Below are 13,146 nucleotides of genomic sequence, written 5' to 3'. Positions count from 1 at the left end.
GCGACGCCTCCGGGATGCGCAAGGGGAGGACGGGATGAAGCTGCGATCACTGCACATCTGCCTGGCGCTGCTTGCGCTGGTGCCCGCCATGCTGCCGGCGGCCGAGCGCACGGTGGCTGCGGCGAAACCGGGGAGCGTGGCGTTTGCGGGCAGCTCGGCGGTCTCCACGACCCTCCTCGAGGCGCTCGATCCCCAGCCTGCATCGACGACCGAGGCGGCGACCGCTGCGTTGGCGGCGATCGGGGGGGAGCACTACTGGCTTCTGCCCGGCAATGGCGTGAGGCTGGCCTTCGACCTCGGCAGCCTGCCCGCCGGCTTGTCGGCGGCGCAGATGCGGCGCTGCGTGCTGCGCGTGGTGGCGAGCGAGGTGCGATATGTGCGCGAGCACGAGGCGGTCGCCGCCGTGGTCGAGCTGGCGGTGCGGCGCGTGGGCGAGACACGTCCGCTCGCCGCGCTGCGCGACCTGAGACCCGACCGTCCGGTGTCCCTGAACCCCGACAACGGCCGCCTGTGCGAGGCCGTCGCCGAGGCGGCCGCGGCGCCGGCCCGTCGCCTGGAGCTCGAGCTCTACACCGCCACCGCCAGGGCGAGCAGCCTGCTGCACGGCCGGGCGCCGGCGGAGGACACGATTCGGCACGCCTCGAGTGCGCCCCGCCTGGTCATCCAGTACGCGCCCGACGCGGCGGCGGCCGCAGCCACGAAGGGCTGGCACCAGCCGCAGCACGACGCCGGCCACAGCGGCCGTGGCGATTCCAACCCGGCGCACGGCCCGAGCGGTTTCGAACTGCAAGCGCTGCCCTTGCCCGCCGTCGGCGAGGACGCCGGCCCCGGCCTGCTCGCAGAGCGTCCGCTGCTGTGGCGCGATCAGGTGATCGCAGTGCAGCGGGGCAAGCGCAATTTTCTGGTCGTGCTCGATGGCAAGGGGGCCTTGCTGTGGTCGAGCGAGATCGGCGGCGGGGTCGTGCAGCGCGCGCCGGTCATCGGCCCGCAGGGCTTGCTCTATCTGGTCACCGAGGATGCCGTGCGCGCCTGGGACCTCGAGGCCCGCGGCGCCTTGCGCCACCGCTTTGTGCTACCGGAGCTCGCCCCGCAGATGCCGGTGCGCCTGGCGCCCTTCACCAAACCGACCGTGGGCGAGGACGGCAGCCTCTACCTCGTGCTCGGGGATGGCGTGGATGGCGTGCTCGGCCTCGACGCGCGATTGCGCCCCTTCCTGTTCTTCGGACTGCACGAGGATGCGGGGACAATCACGCCGGGCAGCCCGGCGCTGAGCATCGATGGCCGATACGTGGCGGTCCCGAACGGCGAGGGCGCGGTGCTCGTCGATCTGCACGACCCCGCCGAGGCCGAGCGCCTCGCCTTCGGCGACGGCGCAGCCGGGTCCGGCTGGAGGCATCACCTGCCGGTGGCCGGCATGCGCGCGGGCGAGTGGATCTTCTCCGGCTACGACGCGGAGGACGGCACGGGAACCGTGTGGGCCTTCGCCGGGCGCGCGCCGCGCTGGCAGGCGAGCGGCGGGACGAGCACGCAGCCGGTGCTGGCGCCCGACGGCCGCGTGTGCTTCGTCCAGGATGGCACGCTGAACGTGCGTGGATTCGGGCCGGGCGATGCCGGCCGGCGCTTCGGTGACGGGCTGTGCGCGAGCTCGAATCCGGTCATGGATGGCGCAGGCAACCTCTTCTTCTGGTGCAGCGGCACGCTCCACGGCTTTGCGCCCGACGGGCGGGCCTTGTTCGTCGGACAGCGCTTCGCAGACGGGCCGGAAGAAAACCTCGCGCTCGCGCTCGGTGCGGACGGCAGCCTGTGGACCGCCAACGCGAACGGCGGCGAACTGTTCGTCTTCCGGCCGCGCTTCTCGCCACCGCCGGCGCCGCCTGCGGCCCGGCACCAGCGGCGTTGATGTGGCGCAGGCGTCGTTGAGACGGTGCCGCGCGCTGAAGCGCCGCGCATCGCACCGTCCAGACAGTGCCGGAAGTTGCGCGGCGCCTTGTGAACAGACTGGTGCGAGGCAGCGCCGGCTGGCCGTCAGGTCACCACCGTCGGCCCTTCCATGCCGCTGTGCCTGCGGATGCCGGCGACCTCGTCGGCGATGCGGATGAGCGCGCCGAGCGCCTGCTGCACCGGCTGGTCGTGGCGGGCCGGGTCGGCATCGAACCGCTCCAGGTACACGCGCAGCGTGGCGCCCTCGGTGCCGGTGCCCGACAGGCGGAACACGATGCGGCTGCCGTCGGCGAAAAGCAGGCGCACGCCCTGGCGGGTGCTGACCGAGCCGTCGACCGGGTCGGTGTAGGCGAAGTCGTCGGCGCTGGCGATGCGCAGGCCGTCGCCGCAGTCGCGTCCGGCGAGCGCGGGCAGGCTCGCGCGCAGCTCGGCCATCAGCGCGTCGGCGCGCTCGCTGGGGATGCCCTCCCAGTCGTGGCGCGAGTAGTAGTGGCGGCCGAAGCGCGCCCAGTGCGCGCGCACCAGGTCTTCCACCGAGCGCCCGGTGGTGGCGAGCAGGTTGAGCCAGAACAGCACCGCCCACAGGCCGTCCTTTTCGCGCACGTGGTTCGAGCCGGTGCCGTAGCTCTCCTCGCCGCACAGCGTGGCCTGGCCGGCGTCGAGCAGGTTGCCGAAGAACTTCCAGCCGGTGGGCGTCTCGTGGCAGGGGATGCCGAGCGCCGCGGCGACCTTGTCGGCGGCGCGCGAGGTCGGCATCGAGCGCGCGATGCCGGCCAGCCCGGTGCGATAGCCGGGCACCCGGGTGGCGTGCTCGGCGAGCACCGCCAGGCTGTCGGACGGGGTGACCACGAAGTCGCGGCCGAGGATCATGTTGCGGTCGGCGTCGCCGTCCGAGGCCGCGCCGAAGTCGGGCGCGCCGGGGCCGGACATCGCCGCCATCAGCTCGGCGGCGTGCGCCGGATTGGGGTCGGGATGGTGGCCGCCGAAATCCTCCAGCGGCTCGCCGTTGATCACGGTGCCGGCGGGGGCGCCGAGCTGGCCTTCGAGGATCGCGCGCGCGTACGGCCCGCTCACCGCGCTCATGGCGTCGAAGCGCATGCGGTGGCCGGCGGCGAACCAGGCGCGCATGGCGTCGAAGTCGAAGAGCTGCTGCATCAGCTCGGCGTAGTCGGCGACCGGGTCGATCACCTCCACGGTCATGCCGCCCAGGGTGCGCGTGCCGAGGGTGTCGAAGTCGATGTCCGCGCCCGCGTCCTCGATGCGGTACTCGGCAATCTCCGTGCTGCGCGCGTAGATCGCCTCGGTGAGCTTCTCCGGCGCGGGGCCGCCGTTGGCGGCGTTGTACTTGATGCCGAAGTCGCCCTCCGGTCCGCCCGGGTTGTGGCTGGCCGACAGGATCAGCCCGCCGAAGGCGCCACGACCGCGGATCACCGCGCTCACCGCCGGCGTCGACAGCAGCCCACCCCGGCCCACCAGCACGCGGGCGAAGCCGTTGGCCGCCGCCATGCGCAGGATGGTGCGGACCGCGACGCGGTTGTGGAAGCGGCCGTCACCCCCCAGCACCAGGGTCTGGCCTTCGTGGCCGGGCAGGGTGTCGAACACCGCCTGCACGAAGTTCTCGAGGTAGTGCGGCTGCTGGAAGACGGCGACCTTCTTGCGCAGGCCGGAGGTGCCGGGGCGCTGGCCGGGGAAGGGGCGGGTGGGGACGGTCTGGATGCTCATGGATGCTCGCGGCGGTTTGTGGGCGCGGAAGGCTTGGCGGTGGCCGAGGCGGGTCGCGTCGGCGTGTCGTGGAGGGGCGGCCTCGGAAGGCCGGTATTGAACGTGTTTGCGGCGAAGTTCTCAAGTGCTGCGCGGGGTCGGCGCGTGCGTGCAGCCACGCGGGACGATGGGACGCCGCCCCGGTGCATCGCGGTCAGCGGCTCATGGCTTGCGGATTCGATCGCTGATGATGCCCAGGCCTGCCGCCACGGCGACGATCAAACCCGGCAGCGGCGGCCAGCCGAGCTTTCCGCTCCAGGCGATCACGATCAGCGCTGCCGCGGGCGCGACGACCGCCGCGACGAACAGGTTGAACAAGGCATTCCACATTTCGGCACCCCATCGGCGGTGGTCCTGACGAGCACAGGGGCGGGAAGGCTTGATCGGGATGGGTTAATCGTGGTCTGTCCCCGATTTTCCCACATGTAGACGAGAGCGGACGCACCGACCGGCTCTTCGAGGCGCTGGCCTCGTATCTGGAACGACGGGACGACAGCGCGGTCAAGGCGTGACGCGTCGTCGTTCGGCGGGGGGCGTCCCCGATGCTCGCCTTGATCTGAGCCATAGCGAGCAAGGCTGACGGCTAAAGGGATAATCGGGGTCTGCCCCCGTTTTTCTCGATTCTCGCCTTTATTTGAGCTATAAACGGAGCTATATTTGTAGCTCTTTAAAGGAGGTGGCTGTGGATGCGATCTATGCCGATTTCTCGGTCAGCATGTCCGAGTTCAAGAAGAACCCCGCACAGGTCCTGCGTACGGCCGGGGAAAAGCCCGTGGCGGTTCTCAACCACAATCGTCCTGCCTTCTACATGGTGACGCCGAAGCTGTTCGAGGCGCTGATCGAGGAGTTGGCAGACCGCGACCTGGTCGAGCTTGCGCGGCAGCGACTGGCCAAGAAAGCTGAGGCGATCGAGGTCGATCTTGAGCAGCTCTGAATCGCCGCCGCCGCGCTATCGACTGAAGTTCCTGCCCGACGCCCTCGACGAATGGAACGCTCTCGACGGCAGCGTCAAGGAAGTGCTCAAGAAACTGCTGAGGAAGCGTCTGGAGCATCCCAGGGTGCCAGGGGCTGAGCTTCATGGCGATCTGCGTGACTGCTACAAGATCAAGTTGCGCAAGCAAGGCTACCGGCTCGTTTACCAGGTCGAAGAAGGTGTGCTGACCGTTCTCGTTCTTGCAGTGGCGAAGCGCGAAGACATGGCCGCATATCGCGCCGCAGTGGATCGCCTGTTGTCCGGTTGACGCCGCCCAACCGGAGGGATAATCGGGGTCTGTCCCCGTTTTCCGTTCACGGCGTCGGATGTTTCTTGACCCACTCGCGCAGGGCGTCGTTCATTCGCGTCTGCCACCCCGGCCCGCCCGCGCGGAAGGCCTCGAGGATGTCGTGGTCGATGCGGATCGCGACCTGCTCCTTGGTGCCTGATCCGACAGGCCGTCCGCGCTTGCACCGCGCAGCCTCGATTCCTGCGGCCAGCTCGACTGCAGTGGCGGGACGGTCATCCTCATCCGAGCCGTCCCACACAAAATCCTGCGCTGGCGGGATGGCCCGTACCGCCTCCAGCACAGCCTTACGTTTCATCGCATTCGTTTTCGAGCCACTCATCGCATACCTCGCGTTGTTCACGACTTGCCCGGCGAAAGCTGATCACGCGCGTCGCACCACTGCGCCCGGTATGCACCACCGTCAACACCGCCATAAAGGCGCCGACAAGCGACCTTAGCCCTGCAGCCGATACGCACCGTCCTCAGGCAACACCGTGCCGAGCTCTTCCAGCGCTTTGAGCACCGCCTGCACGCCGGCGCGGGGCGTGCGCTTGAAGCGGGTGGCGATGGCCTCGGCGGGGAGCGGCTGGTGGGCGAGCGTGCTGCGCACGGCGGCGACCTGTTCGCGCGTAACCGGGGTACGTCCCCGTTATTCCTTAATTGCGATCCGCAGCATCGAGCCGATCCAGAACCGCGAGCGCCGCGCGGACGTCACCCGTCGCCGCAACGGCGCGAAAGTGATTCTCCGTATCCCATGCGGCCAGCGCCTGCGCGCCGAGTTCTTCGATCAGCTTGTTCATGCTCTGCCCGCGGCTACGCGCCAGCGCCTTGAGCCTCGCGGCGGTGTCATCAGGCAAACGAATCGTCAACGTACTCATGGCCACTCCTTCAATGCTTCAGCCGGCGTCATCACGCGCAGCGCGCCCAGCTTTAGTTCACCCCGCCCGACATCCCGAACGTTGTGGGTGATGATCGCAGCTGCATTCCCGGCAAGTGCAAGTTCGAAAAGATGATTGTCGCCGTCGTCGGGCAGGTTCGGGCGCCACCCGAAATAGACCGAAACCCATCGACCGCGCCGTGCAAGTGCAGCCAGAACCCGCTGTCGTTCGGTCAAGGTTGTTGCATCGCCCCACACCGGCCGACCAAGGAGGTCGTTGTATTCCAGCCAGAGTGCGTTTCCGAACAATGGCTGAAAATTGCCTTCCAAGGCCCGGCGCAGCACCTGTCGCGATGCACCTCCCGCGGATCGCAAAGCTGCGACGAAGACATTCGTATCGATGACGACTGGCACGATATTGACAGCATAGGTGCTGTCAGATTCCCGGACAAGACGGCTCATTGACTCACCCCTGCAAGCGATACGTGCCGCCCTCGTGCGCCACCATGCCCAGCTCTTCCAGCGCTTCGAGCACGGCCTGCACGCCGGCGCGGGGGGTGCGCTTGAAGCGGGCGGCGATGGCCTCGGCGGGGAGCGGCTGATGCGCGAGCGCGCTGCGCACGGCGGCGACCTGTTCGCGCATGTTCTTGGGCCAGGTCGCCTTGCCGGCGGCGGCGGGGGCTGCAGCGGATTCGGCCTCGTCGGCGGGGCCGAAGTCGGCTTCGACCTGGCTTGGGACGGCAGTGGCGGAAGTGGCGCCGGGGTTCTGGTAGTCGGGGCGCAGCCAGCGGATGTGGCCGCGGGCTTCTTCGGCGGCGCGCACGGCGTTGAGTTCGACCAGGCGGCGCAGCAGTTCTTCCTCGGCGGCGGCCTGGGCTTCGGGCTTGTCGGGCAACGGCGTGGTGGCGCCGGGCTTGCCGACGAGTTGCGCGGCGAGGTCGCACCAGCCGTAGGCCTCGAACACTGCGCTGTCGAGCGCGTCGTGCAGCTCGCGCAGCACCGACACCAGGCCCTGCTCGTGGATCGTGCGTTCCTTGGGCGTCAGCGTGTCGCCGGCGCGCAGCTTTTCGAGCACGTTGTACATGCCGGTGAGGGTCAGCTCGGGGTGCTGGGCTTGCTGGCGTTTGCGGTGGGCGTCGAGCTGCTCGGCGAGGTCGCGGATGCGGGCGGCTTGGGTGGGGGTGGAGTCGGGGAAGGGGAATTTCTCAAGGCAGTCCGAGTGGTTATAGGTCGAGTCGTTGCCTACACCCAGCCACCCGCCAACCCGATTAGCAAAGCAAACGTGCAACCTGGACGACAACACGCCAAGCTGAAGCGCGTCATCGAATCCGAAAACAAGAACCTTCGTCTCCGGCAAGAACGAGGACCCAATGAACTGGAAGACCCGGTGCCTCGAAGTACGGGAACTAACCGTGATTCGCTCAAGCCCTGCGAGAGCCGCTCGGAACCTTCCCCTCGGTTCGGCATGAATCCACCAGTCGCGCCGATATTTCTCCCGCGGGTTCTTGTCCCGCTCGGGTTTGACCCGGTCGTGAAGCCACTGAAACGCATCTGGATACGTCTGTCTCAAATCATCCTGCGTGAGCCCAAAGGTGTCGATCACGTACTGAACCCGCATCGTTTGGGCCAAGTCGCGACCGGTTATGTAACGCTTGATCAGCGCAGCAATCGTCGATTGCTGGAATGCTTCCAGTCCGTTGGCCTCAACAAGAAAGCCTTGTCCGGAAAGCTGGACACCGGGGCATGCCAGACCAATGTTCGCGTTCAAGGAAGCGAGTTCGGAAGTATTAACACCAACAGTCAGGTCGGCAAAGATCACGCCCTCAACGACGTCGAAGCGCACTTCGACCGCATCTTCGTCTGAGGCCCGCTCACTTTGTGTCAGCCAAAGCCTGCCCAGCTCGCGCGAAGCGTCAGCGACGCTCATTGCCACCCGCACCTGAGCTCCATCGGAGCTGTCGACCCAAGGGTGGTCCGGTATCGCGAATCGCAGACAAAGCCCTTCATCCGATGCACGCTGTATCACTGAACGGTTGAACGTCTGCGAGATGGAGTTCGTAGTGATGAAGCCGAAGCGCCGAGTGGTTCCACCGCGCAGTGCCTCGGCAGCGATATGCCACCAGTACATGACGAAATCTGCAGACTCAGGGACCTCGACCCACGTCTCTCGAACGGCCGTGACATAACCATTACCGAGAACTGCCCGCATCCGCTTGTTCCCGATGAACGGCGGATTTCCCACGATGTAATCCGCCTGCGGCCACGCCGCCTTGCGCGGATTCACGTAGCGCATCTGCACCACCTGCGCCGCCTCGTCCGGGATGTCCTCGCCGGTGATCGGGCTCTTCCTGTAGCTCACGCCGTCCCAGCGCGTGACCGGGCGTCCCGCCTCGTCGGTGACGGGTTCCTCGCGCTCGTACTCGATCAGCGCGTCGCGGTGCTGGATGTTGCGGAAGTCGCGCAGCACCGGCTCGGGCGGGTTCACCGAGCCGTGGGTGCGGAAGTGCCATTGCAGGTAGCCGATCCACAGCACCATCTCGGCGATGCGGGCGGCGCGCGGGTTGATCTCCAGGCCGAGGAACTGCTGCGGGTCGACGGTGACGCCTTCGAGTTCGAGCAGGCCCTGGGATTCGCCGAGGTCGTGCAGCAGGTTGAGCACTTCGCCTTCGAGGCGCTTGAGGTGTTCCAGCGTCACATACAGAAAATTTCCGCTGCCGCAGGCGGGGTCGAGCACGCGCACGGTGCACAGGTGGCGGTGGAAAGTGCGGATCTCGGCGACCGCCTCCCTGTGCTTGCCCTGCTGCTCGTAGGTGAGCGCGGCCGCCTGCACCTCGCGCCATTCCGCGCGCAGCGGTTCGATGACGGTGGGCAGCACCAGACGTTCGACGTAGGCGCGCGGGGTGTAGTGGGCGCCGAGCTTGTGGCGTTCGCGCGGGTCGAGCGCGCGCTCGAGCAGGGTGCCGAAGATGGCGGGTTCGACGTAGCGCCAGTCGGCCTTCGATGCCTTCAGCAGCAGCTCGAGCTGGTCGCGGTCGAGCGGGATGGCGCTGGCCTCGGAGAACAGGCCGCCGTTGAAGCGCAGCACCTTGTTGCGCAGGATCGGCGAGAAGCCGCCGGTGTTCATGTTCTGCCACAGGTGTTCGAGCATGGGCGCGAAGGTGTGCGGCTGGCCCGCGAGGCTTTCGAGCAGCTCGGTGAAGGCGCGCGGCGGCAGCAGGCCGACGTCCTCGGCGAACATGGTGAACAGCGCGCGCATCAGGAAGCCGGCGACCTGCTGCGGGGCGTGGCCGGCGGCTTCGAGCGAGCGCGCGAGCGAGGCCAGGCGGTCGGCGATCTCGCGCGTGACGCGCGCCGAGCGGCGGGCGGGGTCGAGCGCGAGCGGGTCGAGCCAGACCTCGCGCAGGCGCTGACGGATGTCTTCGCGGTGCAGGTCGTCGAGGCGGATGCGGTGGCTGCGGGGGTCGGGGTAGGGCGTGTAGGTGGCGCCCGAGCGGCTGAACTCGGCGTAGAGCTCGATGTTGCGGCCGACGTCGACCACCAGGATGAAGGGCGGCCGGCCCTCGTCGGCGGGGAGCGCGCGGGCGTACTGGTCGGCCTGGTTGTGGGCGCGCAGCATGGCCTTGTCCCAGCCCGAGCTGTCGAGCGTCCTGCCCGACTGCTTGGCCTCGAGCACGAAGGCGCCGCGGCGGTAGAGGTCGATGAAGCCGTTGCTGGCGCTGCCGTCGGGCTGGCGCATCAGCACCCGGCGCTCGAACACGTAGGCGTTGTCGCGGGTGTCCTCGCCGGCAGGGTCGGGGCGCGGCAGCGCGAGCAGTTCGCACAGCTCGGCGAGGAAGAGCTGGTAGTTGGCGCGCTCGCTGCCACCGGCGCGCTGCCAGCGCGCGATGAAGGCGTCGAGGGCGGCGGGGCTGGCGCTGTCGGCGGGCTGGGGCAAGGTGGATGACGAGGTCACGGGGTGGTCATGCAGACGGGTTGGGGTGCGGGGGATTGTAGCGGGCGGGGTGGTGTCAGGACTTGTGGGTTTGCACTGCACGCGCGGCGAAGGCAAGGGCGGGGAAGTGGTCGCAGTGAGGTCGGGGTGTGGTGAATTGGACGTGCATGTACAAAAATGTCGGACAGATTCCGTCGTCTTCGTGGATCGTGCCGATAGCCGGCGGGTGATCAGCCTTCGCAAGGCAAACCAACGAGAGGTCAAACGCTATGCCGAAGCTTAGGACGGGAACCCTGCATCCGAGCGCCGAGGAAGTTGCTGCCATCACGGCCGCTGCGTTGTCGGATCCGGATGCCATCCCCTATACGGATGCGGAGTGGGAGGCGGCCAAACCGACGATCCGCTGCGGCAGGCCGCCGGCCGCTGTAACCAAGGAACGCATCACGATCCGCTTGTCGCGCGACGTGGTGGAGCAGTTCCGCGCGACGGGGGATGGCTGGCAGACGCGGATGGATGCCGCGCTCAAGGACTGGTTGAAGACGCACTCGCCGGCTTGAGACGTTTGCGCGGTAGGTGATGCGTATGGCACGCACACAATTCTTGTAAGCGTTCGTGGGGCGTGGTGCGCAGGTTGGGTGTCGTGCTCTCTTCCTCCCGGGAAGGCGTGCCGTGCTGATCCGACCACCATCCGGAGCCTGCAAGCCACGCGCTTAGGACAAGCAGCCTGAGATGGAGACAACACAGATGCCTGCAGATACCTGCATGCGCTGGGCACTCGCCCTGTCACTGATGTGCTCCGCAACCGTGGCGCAGGCTGCCACGGTCTGGGTCGGGCGCTTCCCCGCCGGCGCCTCGGGCCTGCCCGAGCCCTGGCGCGTGCAGCAGCTCGACGCGCGCGTCGCGCCCACGCGGTACACACTCAAGACCTGGAATGGCGTGGTCGCGATCGAGGCGGTCGCCGAGCGCAGCATGGCCCTGCTCGGCCGCCCGCTCGAGGTCGACCTCGAGGCCACGCCGCACCTGTGCTGGCTGTGGCGCGTCGATGCGCCGCTCGTCACCGCGGACATGAGGACCAAGGCTGGCGACGACTACGCGGCGCGGGTGTATGTGAGCTTCAAGGTGGCGCCCGAGGCGCTCGGCTTGGCCACCCGGGCCAAGCTGGCGCTGGCGCGCTCGATCTACGGCGACCAGGTGCCGGACGCGGCGCTCAACTACGTGTGGGACAACCGCCAGCCGGTCGGCACCCTGATGCCCAACGCCTACACCGACCGCACGCGCATGATCGTGCTGCGCTCGGGCGCGGGGGATGCCGGGGCCTGGGTCGTCGAGCGGCGCGATGTGGCGGAAGACTTCAAGCGCGCCTTCGGTGATCTGCCGGCGCAGCTCGGCGGGATTGCCCTGGCGTCCGATACGGACAACACCGGCGAGCGGGCGCGCGCAGGGTTTGCGGAGTTCCGCTTCGTTTCGCGGGACGAGACCTGTGCGGCGCCCCATCTAGCGACGAAGCGCGATGATCGGGTTGCACCCGACAGGAGCGAGCGATGAGCAAGGCAGGCGCACAGGCTGCGGCCCCGCCGTGGGACGACGCGTCGATCAGCGCCATCCGGCGCGACATGCTGCGCTTTGCCCGCATGCAGCTGCGCGACAGCGGGGCGGCGGAGGACATGGTTCAGGAGGCGCTGATGGCGGCGATGCGGAGCGCAAAGAGCTTTGCCGGGCGGTCTGCCTTCAAGACCTGGATGTTCGCGATCCTGCGCAACAAGATCGTCGACCACATCCGCGCGTCCTCGCGTGAGATCTGCAGCTCGGATCTCGTCGGGTCCTCGGATCTGGACGCCGGGCTGGAAGAGTTCGACGTGCTGTTCAAGCAAGGGGGGCACTGGAACCCCGACGATCGCCCCGCGACCTGGTCCGATCCGGAAGCCGCCTTCGAGCAGGACGCGTTCTGGCAAGTGTTCGACCTCTGCATGAACAAGCTTCCCGAGCACATCGCCCGCGTCTACACGATGCGCGAGCTGCTGGAGCTCGAGACCGCCGAGATTTGCGCGGAGCTGGGCATCACCCCCAACAACTGCTTCGTGATCCTGCACCGTGCGCGGCTCGGGCTGCGGGAGTGTCTGGAGAACCGCTGGTTCCAGGGAGAGTCCCGATGAAGATGATGAACTGCAAGGACGCGACCCGGCTCATGTCCGAACGCTACGAGCGCACGCTGAGCCTGCGCGAGCGCCTGGCGCTGAAGGTGCACACGGCGATGTGCAGGGGCTGCTCGAACTACGGGCTGCATCTCGACGTGCTGCGCCTCGCCGCCAGGCGCCTGCGCGAGGGCTGCGAGGGTGGCGAGCGCTGAGCATCAGCGCAGCAGCAACGTCGGGATCGTCGCTGCGCGCAGCAGGTCGGTGGTCTTGCTGCCGACGAGCACCGCGCGCAGCGGCGAGTGGGCGTAGGCGCCCATCAGCAGCATTTGGATCACGCGGATCAGCAGCGCGAGCGGGAATAGGCCCGCCAACAGCGTTTTCCCGCCGGCCTCTGCCACAGGTAAAATGCGATCGAAATATGCATTAAGCAATTCTGTTGGCAGCCCGACCCTGCTGTGCAAAATCTTCGAGAACGCTCGCTGAAGTCGCTCTCCTTAAAAGTAACTTATCTGTTACCATTGGCAAGCAATGCCCTACCATCTCAGAGAGCTTGTTTTACCTGATGGCAGCAGTCCCTACGCCGACTGGTTTTCAACGCTCGACCCCATCGCGGCCGCGAAGGTTACGGTAGCAGCGGCAAGAATGGAGCTGGGCAACCTCTCGAACGTCGAGTGGTTTCGGGGCATCGGTGAGTACAAGATCGATTGGGGCCCTGGATACCGCATCTACCTGGAGAAGGATGGGCTCGAGATCGTCGTGCTGCTCGGTGGCGGGAGCAAGAAGCGCCAGCAGCGCGATATCGACGAAGCGGTGGCCTTGTGGGAGGACTACAAGCGCCGCAAGGCCCGGATGAATAAAGGAGCCTGACCATGGCACTGACCCGCGACTTCAAGCAGACCGTCGCTGCACGGGTGCAGCGCGACCCCGCGTTCGCGCAGGCGCTGCTCGACGAGGCGATCACCCTGTTCATCAACGGTGAGCCCGACACCGCAAAGCTGGTTTTGCGAGACCTTGTGAACGCGACCCTTGGCTTCGAGTCCCTCGCCGAGGAGATCCACAAGCCCGCGAAAAGCCTGCACCGGATGCTGTCGGCGTCGGGCAATCCGACGATGAGCAACATCTCGGCGATCTTTGCCGCCATCAAGCGGGCGCTCGGGGTCGAAGTGCGGACGACCGTCGTCGTGGCATGAGTGCGGGCGCGCACCGAGACGTGCGCTCGCACCGTCGGGTGTGACGGTG

Annotated in this window: 17 protein-coding genes; 9 read left to right on the top strand and 8 right to left on the bottom strand. The window is 67.5% G+C overall.

All coding sequences use genetic code 11. The features are described 5' to 3' along the window. Window positions 1–34: 34 nt before the first annotated feature. A complete protein-coding gene (locus ACZ5PP_RS05515; RefSeq protein ID WP_464826849.1) occupies window positions 35–1,900 on the top strand; it encodes a hypothetical protein in 1,866 nt (621 codons plus the stop codon). A 125-nt stretch (window positions 1,901–2,025) separates the two neighbouring features. On the opposite strand, the gene ACZ5PP_RS05510 is transcribed toward ACZ5PP_RS05515, so the two are convergent. Together ACZ5PP_RS05510 and ACZ5PP_RS05505 are read right to left on the bottom strand one after the other, a co-directional pair. Then, entirely contained in the window at window positions 2,026–3,663 is a 1,638-nt protein-coding gene (locus ACZ5PP_RS05510) for an alpha-D-glucose phosphate-specific phosphoglucomutase (RefSeq protein ID WP_464826848.1), read from the bottom strand. Between the two features lie 201 nt (window positions 3,664–3,864). Beyond that, window positions 3,865–4,020, bottom strand: coding sequence for a hypothetical protein (locus ACZ5PP_RS05505; RefSeq protein ID WP_169316027.1), 156 nt, complete (start codon window positions 4,018–4,020; stop codon window positions 3,865–3,867). 364 nt (window positions 4,021–4,384) lie between these two features. Here ACZ5PP_RS05505 and ACZ5PP_RS05500 point away from each other — a divergent pair, with 364 nt between their 5' ends. After that, entirely contained in the window at window positions 4,385–4,636 is a 252-nt protein-coding gene (locus tag ACZ5PP_RS05500) for a type II toxin-antitoxin system prevent-host-death family antitoxin (protein WP_012585652.1), read from the top strand. Further along, window positions 4,623–4,943 carry a type II toxin-antitoxin system RelE family toxin gene (locus ACZ5PP_RS05495; protein WP_012585651.1) on the top strand — a complete coding sequence of 107 codons (321 nt, stop codon included), beginning with the start codon at window positions 4,623–4,625 and terminating at the stop codon, window positions 4,941–4,943. The genes ACZ5PP_RS05500 and ACZ5PP_RS05495 overlap by 14 nt, the downstream gene beginning before the upstream one ends. 46 nt (window positions 4,944–4,989) lie before the next feature. On the opposite strand, the gene ACZ5PP_RS05490 is transcribed toward ACZ5PP_RS05495, so the two are convergent. From ACZ5PP_RS05490 to ACZ5PP_RS05470, 5 genes are all read right to left on the bottom strand, one after another. Next, window positions 4,990–5,304, bottom strand: coding sequence for a BrnA antitoxin family protein (locus ACZ5PP_RS05490; protein WP_276659430.1), 315 nt, complete (start codon window positions 5,302–5,304; stop codon window positions 4,990–4,992). Between the two features lie 114 nt (window positions 5,305–5,418). Beyond that, entirely contained in the window at window positions 5,419–5,574 is a 156-nt protein-coding gene (locus ACZ5PP_RS05485; protein ID WP_156147855.1) for a hypothetical protein, read from the bottom strand. A gap of 46 nt (window positions 5,575–5,620) precedes the next feature. Further along, entirely contained in the window at window positions 5,621–5,842 is a 222-nt protein-coding gene (locus ACZ5PP_RS05480) for a ribbon-helix-helix protein, CopG family (RefSeq protein WP_012585648.1), read from the bottom strand. Then, window positions 5,839–6,303 (bottom strand): putative toxin-antitoxin system toxin component, PIN family, encoded by a 465-nt coding sequence (locus ACZ5PP_RS05475; RefSeq protein WP_082047912.1) that lies wholly within the window; start codon window positions 6,301–6,303, stop codon window positions 5,839–5,841. Before ACZ5PP_RS05475 ends, ACZ5PP_RS05480 begins: the two co-directional genes overlap by 4 nt. A 4-nt stretch (window positions 6,304–6,307) precedes the next feature. Further along, window positions 6,308–9,793 carry a class I SAM-dependent DNA methyltransferase gene (locus ACZ5PP_RS05470; protein WP_464826847.1) on the bottom strand — a complete coding sequence of 1,162 codons (3,486 nt, stop codon included), beginning with the start codon at window positions 9,791–9,793 and terminating at the stop codon, window positions 6,308–6,310. Window positions 9,794–10,041: 248 nt separating this feature from the next. Between ACZ5PP_RS05470 and ACZ5PP_RS05465 the strand changes: the two genes are divergently transcribed. The 4 genes from ACZ5PP_RS05465 to ACZ5PP_RS05450 all read left to right on the top strand — a co-directional run bounded on the left by ACZ5PP_RS05465 (window position 10,042) and on the right by ACZ5PP_RS05450 (window position 12,119). Further along, a complete protein-coding gene (locus tag ACZ5PP_RS05465) occupies window positions 10,042–10,329 on the top strand; it encodes a BrnA antitoxin family protein (RefSeq protein ID WP_012585644.1) in 288 nt (95 codons plus the stop codon). 187 nt (window positions 10,330–10,516) lie between these two features. Further along, window positions 10,517–11,317: a DUF3047 domain-containing protein gene (locus ACZ5PP_RS05460; protein ID WP_043746193.1), complete on the top strand. Its 801-nt coding sequence runs from the start codon at window positions 10,517–10,519 to the stop codon at window positions 11,315–11,317. Continuing rightward, window positions 11,314–11,925: a sigma-70 family RNA polymerase sigma factor gene (locus ACZ5PP_RS05455; protein ID WP_004304974.1), complete on the top strand. Its 612-nt coding sequence runs from the start codon at window positions 11,314–11,316 to the stop codon at window positions 11,923–11,925. Before ACZ5PP_RS05460 ends, ACZ5PP_RS05455 begins: the two co-directional genes overlap by 4 nt. After that, a complete protein-coding gene (locus tag ACZ5PP_RS05450) occupies window positions 11,922–12,119 on the top strand; it encodes a zf-HC2 domain-containing protein (protein ID WP_004304972.1) in 198 nt (65 codons plus the stop codon). Before ACZ5PP_RS05455 ends, ACZ5PP_RS05450 begins: the two co-directional genes overlap by 4 nt. A 3-nt stretch (window positions 12,120–12,122) precedes the next feature. Here ACZ5PP_RS05450 and ACZ5PP_RS05445 read toward each other — a convergent pair whose 3' ends face one another. Further along, window positions 12,123–12,278: a universal stress protein gene (locus ACZ5PP_RS05445; RefSeq protein ID WP_004304970.1), complete on the bottom strand. Its 156-nt coding sequence runs from the start codon at window positions 12,276–12,278 to the stop codon at window positions 12,123–12,125. Between the two features lie 157 nt (window positions 12,279–12,435). On the opposite strand from ACZ5PP_RS05445, the gene ACZ5PP_RS05440 reads away from it, so the two are divergent. Together ACZ5PP_RS05440 and ACZ5PP_RS05435 are read left to right on the top strand one after the other, a co-directional pair. Next, complete coding sequence (locus tag ACZ5PP_RS05440) at window positions 12,436–12,774, top strand: type II toxin-antitoxin system RelE/ParE family toxin (RefSeq protein WP_043746187.1); 339 nt, start codon at window positions 12,436–12,438, stop codon at window positions 12,772–12,774. A gap of 2 nt (window positions 12,775–12,776) precedes the next feature. Then, window positions 12,777–13,097, top strand: a complete 321-nt coding sequence (locus ACZ5PP_RS05435; RefSeq protein ID WP_004304966.1) for a helix-turn-helix domain-containing transcriptional regulator — start codon at window positions 12,777–12,779, stop codon at window positions 13,095–13,097. Window positions 13,098–13,146 lie beyond the last annotated feature (49 nt).

This window comes from Thauera sp. DNT-1 (assembly GCF_055393985.1).
Note: the sequence above shows the minus strand (reverse complement) of the source record. Positions and strands in the feature narration are given on the sequence as shown.